Annotated in this window: 8 protein-coding genes; 7 read left to right on the top strand and 1 reads right to left on the bottom strand. The window is 44.2% G+C overall.

The genetic code is table 11. From position 1 onward, the window contains the following. Nucleotides 1–95: 95 nt before the first annotated feature. The gene (def, locus tag GM612_RS01695; RefSeq protein WP_343031744.1) at nucleotides 96–656 is read right to left on the bottom strand and encodes a peptide deformylase; all 561 of its coding nucleotides are present in this window, start codon (nucleotides 654–656) and stop codon (nucleotides 96–98) included. Nucleotides 657–953: 297 nt separating this feature from the next. Here def and pdhA point away from each other — a divergent pair, with 297 nt between their 5' ends. The 7 genes from pdhA to typA all read left to right on the top strand — a co-directional run bounded on the left by pdhA (nucleotide 954) and on the right by typA (nucleotide 9168). Then, on the top strand, nucleotides 954–2069 hold the full coding sequence (pdhA, locus tag GM612_RS01690) for a pyruvate dehydrogenase (acetyl-transferring) E1 component subunit alpha (RefSeq protein ID WP_155430633.1): 1116 nt from the start codon (nucleotides 954–956) through the stop codon (nucleotides 2067–2069). Between the two features lie 2 nt (nucleotides 2070–2071). Further along, nucleotides 2072–3049 carry an alpha-ketoacid dehydrogenase subunit beta gene (locus tag GM612_RS01685; RefSeq protein WP_155430632.1) on the top strand — a complete coding sequence of 326 codons (978 nt, stop codon included), beginning with the start codon at nucleotides 2072–2074 and terminating at the stop codon, nucleotides 3047–3049. Nucleotides 3050–3089: 40 nt separating this feature from the next. Continuing rightward, entirely contained in the window at nucleotides 3090–4406 is a 1317-nt protein-coding gene (locus GM612_RS01680) for a 2-oxo acid dehydrogenase subunit E2 (protein WP_155430631.1), read from the top strand. A 9-nt stretch (nucleotides 4407–4415) separates the two neighbouring features. Then, complete coding sequence (lpdA, locus tag GM612_RS01675; protein WP_155430630.1) at nucleotides 4416–5840, top strand: dihydrolipoyl dehydrogenase; 1425 nt, start codon at nucleotides 4416–4418, stop codon at nucleotides 5838–5840. 292 nt (nucleotides 5841–6132) lie between these two features. Continuing rightward, a complete protein-coding gene (locus tag GM612_RS01670; protein WP_155430629.1) occupies nucleotides 6133–6438 on the top strand; it encodes a UPF0223 family protein in 306 nt (101 codons plus the stop codon). Further along, complete coding sequence (locus GM612_RS01665; RefSeq protein WP_155430628.1) at nucleotides 6425–7201, top strand: inositol monophosphatase family protein; 777 nt, start codon at nucleotides 6425–6427, stop codon at nucleotides 7199–7201. Before GM612_RS01670 ends, GM612_RS01665 begins: the two co-directional genes overlap by 14 nt. Nucleotides 7202–7332: 131 nt before the next feature. After that, nucleotides 7333–9168 carry a translational GTPase TypA gene (gene typA / locus GM612_RS01660; protein WP_155430627.1) on the top strand — a complete coding sequence of 612 codons (1836 nt, stop codon included), beginning with the start codon at nucleotides 7333–7335 and terminating at the stop codon, nucleotides 9166–9168. Nucleotides 9169–9236 lie beyond the last annotated feature (68 nt).

Genomic DNA, 9236 nt, shown 5'->3' with positions numbered 1-9236 from the left:
AACCAGGAATCTGCAGCACTCTTTGCTTGCATTTTGGGATCTAATCGAGTTTTATCCCACTTTTATTGTTACGAGTTGAGGGCAGCTGATAATGGTTAATCAAACATGACGGTATCATCACTGACCTCAAATGGGTTATCATGATTAATATGATCGTAAAATAAAATGCCATGCAGATGATCGATCTCATGCTGGCAGACAATGGCAGGATAATGTTTGAGCCGTACCTTATGAGTTTCACCATGAGTATCCTGATATCGAAGGGTGATTCGGTCGTGTCGAGGAACGAAACCTGGAACGTCCTTATCCACGGACAAACAACCCTCACCTTCAGTCAAGGCGCCGTCCTGAACCGAATGACTAATAATCACGGGGTTAATGATGACTTCTTTAAATGGTGATTGGCCGCCTTCTTCTGCAGGTGGAACTAAAACCGCCGCCATCATCTTGGATGCACCCACTTGAGGGGCAGCAAGGCCAACGCCAGCACGTAGCCCATACTTTTCACAGAGCTTTGGATCCTGACTGACTTCAAGATATTCCATCATCTCAGCGGCCAGTTTCTGATCGTCATCTGACAGTGGAAAGCTGACCTTTGCAGCTTCCTTGCGCAGGACGGGATCGCCGTCTCTGACGATATCCTTCATTAATATCACGAATATTACCTCCGAAGTTAATTAACAAGTAAGTCTAACTATTAATTTTAGCATATTGGTCAGGAAAAATGAAATCAAAAAAATGTGAAGAAAAACACAAACATTTTTTCAGAAAACTAGATTCCTTTACTTGCGGGCAACTTCGTCTTTTTTGCGATATAAAAGTAATGAAAGGGCTTGCACGAATTCTGAAAGCGTGGTAATTTAAGAGTGTAGTTGAGAAAGCAAACGGTTTCAAGTGCATGAAAATATGTGATTGAAATCGATTGCATACAAACGGAAAGGAAAGTGTTAGTTATGGCGAAGAAAACTGGGCATGTAATTGATTTCGCATCAATTAAAGCCACGATGAGCGATCCGTACAAGAAGACATTCCAAATTGTGGATGAAAATGCGAAGATCGTGAATCAAGAACTTTTCGATACTTTTTCAGATGATCAGTTAGTTGATTTCATGAAAAAGATGGTTTGGGAACGTGCATTGCACGAACAAACAATGAACTTCTCGCGTCAAGGGCGTTTGGGCTTCTATGCTCCAACCTATGGTGAGGAAGCTTCAGAAATGGGGTCTGTATCCGCATTCAAGGATCAAGACTTCCTGTTCCCAGCATACCGTGACTTACCACAATTAATTCAACACGGTGCTTCAGTTACTCAAGGCTTCTTATGGTCAAAAGGTAACGCCGTTGGTGACGATTATGGTGAAACTCGTAACTGGTTCCCTCAAATCATTATCGGTGCCCAATATGTTGAATCAGCAGGTGCCGCTTTAGGTATTAAGAAGAACGGTGAAAAAGATGCCGTTGCCTTCGTATATACCGGTGATGGTGGTACTTCACAGGGTGACTTCTACGAAGGTGTTAACTTTGCATCTTCATTCCAAGCACCAGAAGTATTCATGGTTCAAAATAACGGCTGGGCTATTTCAGTGCCTCGTAAGACGCAAACGGCTGCTGAAACTTTGGCTCAAAAAGGTGTTGCTTCAGGTGTACCAGCTGTTCAAGTTGATGGTATGGATGTCTTAGCTGTTTACTTGGCTACTAAAGAAGCACGTGAATTTGCAGCTGCTGGTAATGGTCCTGTCTTAGTTGAAACCTTAACATATCGTTACGGTGCTCACTCAAGTGCTGGTGATGATCCTAGTCGTTACCGGACTAAGGAAGAAGAAAAACCTTGGTTTGACCGTGACCCACTAATTCGGATGCGTAAGATCTTAACAGATAAGGGATTATGGTCACAAGACCAAGAAGACAAACTTGTTGAGGAATACAAGGACAGCTTCAAAGCATCAATGAAAGAAGCTGAAAATACACCTACGCAATCAGTTGTTGATATGTTGAAGACGACTTTTGAAGAACCAACTCCACAAATCAAAGCTGATATTGCAAGATTCGAAGCAAAGGAGTCGAAGTAACCATGGCTAAATTAACTTATATCAAAGCGATTACAGATGGTTTAGACGTTGTTTTGGGCGAAGATCCAAAGACCTTGATCTTTGGTGAAGATGTTGGTAAAAATGGTGGTGTGTTCCGGACTACCCAAGGCTTGCAAGACAAGTATGGTGAAGACCGGGTTTTCGATACCCCATTGGCTGAATCAGGGATCTTAGGTTTATCCATTGGTTTAGCTGCTACTGGCTGGCGTCCAATTCCAGAAATTCAATTTATGGGCTTCACATTTGAAGCCGTTGACTCATTAGGCGGTCAAATGTCACGTAACCGGTTCCGGTTCAGTGGCAAGCGTGCAATGCCTATTACAGTTCGTACCCCATTTGGTGGTGGTACTCATACTGCTGAAATGCATGCTGATAACCTTGAAAACTACTACATTGGAACTCCAGGTCTACGGGTTGTTACACCTGCTAACCCATACGATGCTAAGGGAATGGTTATTTCAGCCGTTGAAAATAACGACCCCGTTCTCTTCTTGGAAAATCTGAAGTTGTATCGTTCAATGAAGGATGAAATTCCAGAAGGTAAGTACACGGTTCCGCTAGACACAGCTAAAGTAGCACGTGAAGGTAGTGACATTACTATCGTTGCTTACAGTGCTGAAGTTAACGAATCACTCAAGGTTGCTGACAAATTAGCTAAGGAAAACATTTCTGCTGAAGTGATCGACCTTCGTTCATTGTCACCAATTGACACTGATACGATTTTCAAGTCAGTTGAAAAGACGCACAAAGTGGTGATCGTTCAAGAAGCTCAAAAGATGGCTGGTGTCGGTGCACACGTTGCATCTGAGATCGCTGAACACGCTATCATGAACTTGGACGCACCAATCGGCCGTGTGGCTGCTCCTGATACCGTATATCCATGGGCACAAGTTGAAAATGACTGGCTGCCAAATGCGGACGATATCGAAGAAAAAGTTCGTGAAATTTTAAACTACTAATTTAAACGACTACTTTGTGATATAGAAAGGAAGTTTTCCCATGGCTTTTGCATTCAAACTCCCAGAGCTTGGTGAAGGGATGGCCGAAGGTGAAATTGCATCATGGCAAGTTAAAGAAGGAGACAAAGTTAAGGAAGACGACGTGTTAGTTGAAATCCAAAACGATAAGTCTGTTTCTGAACTGCCATCACCAGTGGCCGGAACAATTAAGAAGATTTTTAAACAGGAAGGCGAAACTGCTGAAATTGGTGACACTTTAGTTACCATTGATGATGGTTCACCTGACACACCTGAAGATGACGCACCAGCAGAAGCTCCTGCTGAAGCACCTAAAGAAGAAGAAAAGTCAGAAGCACCTGCTCCTGCAGCAGCACCAGCCGCTGCAGCCCCAGCTGCACCAGCCGCTCCAACCGGCGTACCGGCGCAGTCTGACCCGAACAAGCTAGTATTGGCAATGCCATCTGTTCGTCAATATGCACGTGATAAGGGCGTTGATATTACTGCTGTTACCCCAACTGGTAATCACGGACAGATCTTGAAGGCTGATATTGATAACTTCAACGGTGCCGCAGCACCAGCTGGCGCTGCTGCTCCTGCAGCCGCAGCCGCTCCTGCAGCTCAAGCAATCAAGCCGTATGTATCATCACAGCCTGACCTTGAGACTCGTGAACCAATGTCAATGATGCGTAAGACCATTGCTAAAGCAATGCGGACATCAAAGGACATTGCACCGCATGTTACTTCGTTCCAAGACGTTGAAGTTTCTGCTTTGATGGCTAACCGGAAGAAGTACAAGCAAGTTGCTGCTGATCAAGATATTCATTTGACCTTCTTACCTTACATTGTTAAGGCACTGGTTGCCGTCTTGAAGGAATTCCCAGAATTCAATGCTTCAATTGATGACACCACTCAAGAAATTGTTTATAAGCATTATTACAACATTGGTATTGCAACCAACACTGATCATGGTCTGTACGTACCAAACGTTAAGAACGCTGATTCTAAAGGCATGTTTGAAATTGCCAAGGAAATCACTGATAACACTCAAGCTGCTTATGACAACAAGTTGAAAGCTGACCAAATGTCTGGTGGTTCGATCACTATCAGTAACGTTGGCTCAATCGGCGGTGGGTTCTTCACACCAGTTATCAACCAGCCTGAAGTTGCTATTTTAGGTGTTGGCAAGATTGCCAAGGAACCTTACGTCAACGACGATGGCGAAATTGAAGTCGGCAACATTTTGAAGTTGTCACTCAGTTACGATCACCGTTTGATCGATGGGGCATTAGCTCAAAATGCTTTGAACAAGATGAACGACTTGCTTCACGATCCACAAATGTTATTAATGGAAGGATGAGACCCGCATATGTCAGATGTTGAAAAACGTGATACTGTCATTATCGGTTCAGGCCCTGGTGGTTACGTTGCCGCTATCCGTGCCTCGGAACTTGGTCAAAGCGTCACGGTTATTGAAAAGTCAGATACTGTTGGTGGGGTATGTTTAAACGTTGGATGTGTGCCTTCGAAAGCCTTGATCAATGCTGGTCATCGTTTCCAAAATGCTAAGGATGCATCTACATTTGGCATCACTACTCAAGCACCATCTATCGACTTCAGTAAGACCCAGGAATGGAAGCAAAAGAAGGTTGTTGATCGGATGACCAATGGTGTTCGGATGCTACTGAAGAAGCACAAAGTCGAACTTATCCAAGGTGAGGCTGTGCTGGATTCCAACACTAAGTTACGGGTCGTTTCAACCGGTCCTAAGCAGTTCATGAGTGCTGATGACGGAATGACCATCGAATTTAATAACTTGATTATCGCTACTGGCAGTCGTCCAGTTGAAATTCCTGGCTTTAAGTTTGAAGGTCGCGTCGTTGACTCGACTGGTGGTTTGGGCTTACCAGAGATCCCTAAAGAATTCGTTGTTATCGGTGGTGGTTACGTTGGAACTGAATTAGCAGGTGCATACGCTAACTTAGGTTCACACGTTACTATTATTGAAGGTACCGATTCAATTCTGCCAAACTTTGATAAGGAAATGGTTCGGGTTGTTTTGAAGCAGATGAAGAAGAAGGGTATTGATGTTATCACCAGTGCCATGGCTAAGAATGCTGTTCAAGATGACAATAGTGTAACCGTTACTTACTCAGTTGACGGTAAGGAATCAACTGTTAAAGCTGATTATTGCATGGTTACTGTTGGTCGGAAGGCTAACACTGATGACCTTGGTCTGGAAATGACCGATGTTAAGATTGGTGACCATGGTTTGGTTGAAGTTGACCAACAAGGTCGTACCTCAGTACCAAACATCTATGCTATTGGTGATATCGTACCAGGTCCTGCATTGGCTCACAAAGCCTTCTTTGAAGCAAAAACGGCCGCTGGTGCAATCTCTGGTAAGAAGACTGCCAATGATTGGGTTGGCGTTCCAGCCGTTTGCTTCGCGGATCCTGAGTTAGCCACAGTTGGTATGACTCCAGATGATGCGAAGGACAAGGGTATCGAAGTTAAGGCTTCGAAGTTCCCATTTGCTGGTAATGCACGTGCCGTTTCACTTGATCAACCAGATGGCTTTGTCCGTTTGGTAACTACCAAGGACGGTAACAACCTAGTCGGTGCTCAGGTTGTTGGACCAGGCGCTTCTGACTTGATTGCTGAACTGAGCTTGGCTGTTAACGGTGGTATGAACGCTGAGGATATTGCCTTAACGATTCATCCACACCCAACGTTGAGCGAACCTGTTCAGGAAGCTGCCGATGTTGCAATTGGCTTCCCAACTCATATCTAAAAACAGCGTTAGAGATAGTGTTCAAAAAGGATCAGACATTTGTCTGGTCCTTTTTTGAGCCTACAATGCAGTTGAAACTGGTGATGTCGGTTACTGTGAGCGACTTCGATGGTCATGAATTGACAACTTTAAAACGCATTACTAAAGTTGTTTACCTTCAATTTACCTTCTGGCCTTCAATTTTTGAAAGCTATTAAAAATGGCAGTGCATAATGTGCCGATGATGTTTGGATTTGTTTTTTGCTGTATAATAGCTTTTGTTGAAATCAAATCGAAATAATGAGGTGTCATTTTGAAGAACATTAGCTATCCCTTGGCGTCTGACTGGACGACTGAGGAGATTATTACGGTCACAGCGTTTTATCGCCAAATTGAAAACGCTTATGAACTTGCACAAGGGGTTAGTGTTGCTGATCTATTAACAGCTTATGCTGCGTTCAAAAAGATCGTAACCTCCAAATCTCAGGAAAAACAGCTCGATAAGCAGTTTGAACAGGCAACCGGCTATAGTTGGTACCACGCCTTGAAAGAAGCGCGAGCAACCAATAAAAAGTCGCTTAAAATGGTTCCAAGGGGGCGTTATAATGAACGAAGCTGAATTACACCGGGTCAATCGTGCAGTGAAACAGTGGCTGCAAGCCTCAAGAAGCTTTATTTTGGGGAAAATGCAACAAAACCTTAATGTTTCGGAAAAAACTAGTCGTAAGGATCTGGTCACTAACGTCGATAAGGAAAATGAAAAGTTGCTGATCAATAAGATTCGGACATTTGCACCTAAGAGTCAAATTTTAGGTGAGGAAGGTTTTGGCGATCAGATCAAGCAGACCTCCGGCTGGGTGTGGGTCGTTGATCCAATCGATGGGACAATGAACTTTGTTAAGCAACATGACCACTTTGCTATCATGATTGCACTCTACATCGATGGTGAGGGTGTTCTTGGTTACGTCTATGATGTGATGAACGACGTTATTTACTCTGGTGGTCCACAAATTGGGGTTTTCAAAAATGATGAGCCACTATCTGCGCCAGCTAACCTCAATTTACGTGATGGCCTTGTCAGTGTCAGCGCTCCAATGCTGGTGCATAATTACAAGAACCTGCAAGCCGTCGTCGAAGCTAGTTCGGGGCTTAGAGTCTACGGTTCAGCTGGCATCGAAATGATTCATTTGCTGACTGGTGAGATTGTGGCTTACCTCTCATATTTAAAGCCGTGGGATTTTGGCGCTGGCAAAATTCTCGCTGAAAGTCTGGGACTTACAGCTACGACAGTTGACGGACAGGCACTAGATATGCTATCATCAGACTTCGTAATGGTAGCAACGGTAAAAGCACAACAAGACATTCTGCCAATCATCGGTTAAAACGTCTGACTGTGACGCTGGTCACAGTTTTTTTATGGCGTCAAGTCAAGGTGTAGAGTGTTAAGACTGCGCTGCATTTTGACCATTAAATAAGTTTAGAATCATGCTTTTATGAAAGGAAGAACAACATTTTGAAAACCAGAGATGACATTCGTAACATCGCAATTATTGCCCACGTTGACCATGGTAAGACGACCTTGGTCAATGAATTATTAAAACAATCAGATACTTTAGATGAACACACGGAAATTGGTGACCGTGCGCTTGACTCTAACGCTATCGAAAAGGAACGTGGGATTACGATCCTTTCGAAAAACACTGCTGTTCGTTATGGGGACAAGCAGATCAACATCTTGGATACCCCAGGACACGCTGACTTCGGTGGTGAAGTTGAGCGGATCATGCGAATGGTCGACGGTGTTTTGCTGGTTGTTGATGCCTTCGAAGGGACGATGCCACAAACCCGGTTTGTGTTGAAAAAAGCTTTGGAACAACATTTGACACCAATCGTTGTGATCAACAAGGTCGACCGACCAGGGGCCCGTCCTTCAGAAGTGGTTGACGAAGTTTTGGATTTGTTCATTGAACTCGGTGCTGACGAAGACCAACTGGATTTCCCAGTTGTTTACGCCTCAGCCATGAACGGAACTTCCAGCTATGATCCTGATTTGGACACTCAAGAGCACACGATGAAGCCAATTTTTGACACCATCATCAAGCACATTCCATCGCCAATCGATAATTCCGACGAACCACTTCAGTTCCAAGTTGCAATGTTGGATTATAACGATTTTGTTGGTCGTGTTGGGATCGGCCGGATCTTCCGTGGCAGCATTAAAGTGGGCGACAACGTCACTGTGATGAAGCTTGATGGTTCGACCAAGAACTTCCGGGTCACTAAATTGTTTGGTTTCTTTGGCCTGAAACGGTTGGAAATCAATGAAGCCAAGGCTGGTGATCTGATTGCCGTTTCTGGTATGGATGACATTAACGTTGGTGAAACCGTCACGGCTTCTGATACGCAAGAAGCCCTACCAATTCTGCGAATCGATGAACCAACGTTACAAATGACTTTCCGGACCAATAACTCGCCATTTGCCGGGCAAGATGGCAAATTCGTGACTAGCCGTCAGTTGGAAGACCGTTTAAAGACTGAGCTGGAGACTGATGTGTCGTTGCGGGTTGACGATACTGACGAACCAGGTGCGTGGGTCGTATCTGGTCGTGGTGAGTTGCACCTTTCGATTCTGATTGAAACCCTTCGTCGGGAAGGCTTCGAACTTCAAGTTTCACGTCCAGAAGTTATCTATCGTAACGTTGATGGTGTTCAAAGCGAACCGTTTGAAGAGGTTCAAATCGATACACCAGATGAATATACCGGTAGTGTGATCGACTCGCTATCACAGCGTAAGGGTGAGATGCAGAACATGGAAAGTACTGATAACGGTCAGACTCGTTTGACCTTCTTAGCACCTTCTCGTGGTTTGATCGGCTACTCAACAGAATTCATGTCAATGACTCGTGGTTACGGCATCTTGAACCATACCTTTAAGAAGTACGGTCCAGTTATCAAGAACTGGAATCCAGGTCGTTCAAAAGGTACTTTGGTTTCAATGAACGCTGGTAAAGCAACCACCTATGCCATGATGGGTATTGAAAGTCGTGGAACACTCCTAATCGATCCAGGTACCGATGTGTATGAAGGGATGATTGTTGGTGAAAATAGTCGTGAAAACGACATTACTGTCAACATCACCAAGGGTAAGAACCTGACTAACGTGCGGGCTGCCGGTTCCGATGATATGGCGCGTATCAAGACACCAACCCATTTGTCACTTGAAGAGTCACTTGAATTCTTGAATAATGATGAATATTGTGAAGTTACGCCCCATCACGTTCGTCTCCGGAAGCAAATTTTGGATACTAACGCTCGTGAAAAGGCTGCTAAGCGAGCACGTCACAACTAAGCAGGTTGCTTAATTGAGCAGTTCAACTGTATTTTAAAAAGATTGAATGTCCCTTTATGGATATTCAA

The sequence above is a fragment of the Secundilactobacillus folii genome (assembly GCF_009720675.1).
GTDB classification, from domain to species: domain Bacteria; phylum Bacillota; class Bacilli; order Lactobacillales; family Lactobacillaceae; genus Secundilactobacillus; species Secundilactobacillus folii.
This window is presented reverse-complemented; position numbering and strand designations above follow the sequence as displayed.

Coding starts and splice junctions, on each gene's coding strand:
- GM612_RS01680 (WP_155430631.1), top strand. CDS start 3,090: ATGGCTTTTGCATTCAAACTCCCAGAGCTTGGTGAAGGGATGGCCGAA.
- pdhA (WP_155430633.1), top strand. CDS start 954: ATGGCGAAGAAAACTGGGCATGTAATTGATTTCGCATCAATTAAAGCC.
- lpdA (WP_155430630.1), top strand. CDS start 4,416: ATGTCAGATGTTGAAAAACGTGATACTGTCATTATCGGTTCAGGCCCT.
- GM612_RS01685 (WP_155430632.1), top strand. CDS start 2,072: ATGGCTAAATTAACTTATATCAAAGCGATTACAGATGGTTTAGACGTT.
- GM612_RS01665 (WP_155430628.1), top strand. CDS start 6,425: ATGAACGAAGCTGAATTACACCGGGTCAATCGTGCAGTGAAACAGTGG.